Consider the following 1,486-nt stretch of genomic DNA (forward strand, 5'->3'; position numbering starts at 1 on the left):
TAGTCGAACCTGAACAATCCTGGACCGCTTATGCAGAAAGGCTGTGAGACCGAAAACGGTGTTGTTGGATTTGCAGGAAGCGGGCATATTGACGCGTGAATCTTGCAAATCCTGACGAGGTGTGGATGGGTCCGAAGACGCCGGTGACAGAGGGAGATTTCTTTCGCCAACCGCTGCGCGAGCAGATCAATTTGAAGCATCCGTTGATTCGCGTGGCTGATCTGATCGACTGGGATCGGTTGAGCTCGGCGATGAGCGCGAGTTTCGCGTCGTCTCGTGGTCGACCGGCAACGTCGCCACGTTTGATCGCAGGGCTGCTGTACTTGCAGCACGCGTTCGACCTGTCGGATGAAGAGGTCGTCTGGCAATGGCTGGAGAACCCGTACTGGCAAGTGTTCACTGGCGAGACGTACTTGCAGACGAAGCTGCCGATCGATCCGTCGAGCCTGACGCGCTGGCGTAAGCGCCTGGGCGAAGCCGGCGTTGAAGAACTGTTGGCCGAGACGATCGAAGCGGCCAAACGCGCAAACGTCATCAAGACGTCGAGCCTGAAGCGGGTGATCGTCGATACGACGGTGATGGAAAAGGCGATTGCGCATCCCACCGATTCGCGCCTGCTCGAACGTTGCCGGGAACATCTGGTGAAGGCTGCCGCCCAGCACGGGCTGAAGCTGCGGCAGAACTACAACCGCGAAGCGCCGCGTCTGGCGGGCCAGATCGGGCGCTATGCGCATGCGAAGCAGTACAAGCGGATGAAGAAAACGCTGCGCACTTTGCGTTCGCGAGTGGGGCGCGTGATGCGTGACGTCGAGCGGCAGCTGGACGGTGTTGCTCAGCAAAGTCGCGCGGCGTTGGAAGAGCTGATCAGCCGCACGAAGCGGATTCTCACGCAGAAGCAGAAGGACAAAAACAAGCTGTATGCGCTGCATGCGCCGGAAGTCGAGTGCCTGGCGAAAGGCAAAGCACGCAAGCCGTACGAATTCGGCGTGAAGGTGTCGATCACCACGACGCACAAGGAAGGTCTGGTGGTCGGAGCTCGTTCGATGCCGGGCAATCCCTACGATGGGCACACGCTGGCCGAAGCGTTGGAGCAGGCGGCGATCTTGAGCGACGTTCAGCCCGAGATTGCCATCGTCGACCGCGGTTACAAGGGCGTCGCCGTCGATGGTGTGAAGGTCTATCACCCAGGCTTGCGACGCGGTATCACGCGCGGCCTGCGAGCAATGATCCGGCGTCGCAGCGCGATCGAGCCGGCCATCGGACACATGAAGGCCGACGGCAAGCTCGATCGAAATTGGCTCAAGGGTTCGTTGGGCGATGCGATTCATGCGGTGCTGTGCGGCGCCGGCCACAACCTGCGGAAGATCCTGCGCAAGCTGCGGCTTTTTTATGCCCTGATTCTCGTCGCTTTGCTCAGCTTCCAAACCGCTGCATCGTCGGCGGCGTAGCTTCATCTGCGCGACAAAACGAATTGTTCAGGGCTGGC

General features: G+C 60.1%; 1 protein-coding gene. It reads left to right on the forward strand.

Annotation, left to right across the window (positions count from 1 at the left end; all coding sequences use genetic code 11):
- The first annotated feature begins 125 nt into the window (after positions 1–125).
- Positions 126–1,448 carry an IS5 family transposase gene (locus tag ACV229_RS40455; protein ID WP_448088643.1) on the forward strand — a complete coding sequence of 441 codons (1,323 nt, stop codon included), beginning with the start codon at positions 126–128 and terminating at the stop codon, positions 1,446–1,448.
- Positions 1,449–1,486: the final 38 nt, after the last annotated feature.

It is taken from the genome of Burkholderia sp. MR1-5-21, assembly GCF_053427715.1.

Excerpts from the sequence above, each read along its gene's own strand:
- ACV229_RS40455 (WP_448088643.1), top strand. The coding sequence starts at position 126 with ATGGGTCCGAAGACGCCGGTGACAGAGGGAGATTTCTTTCGCCAACCG.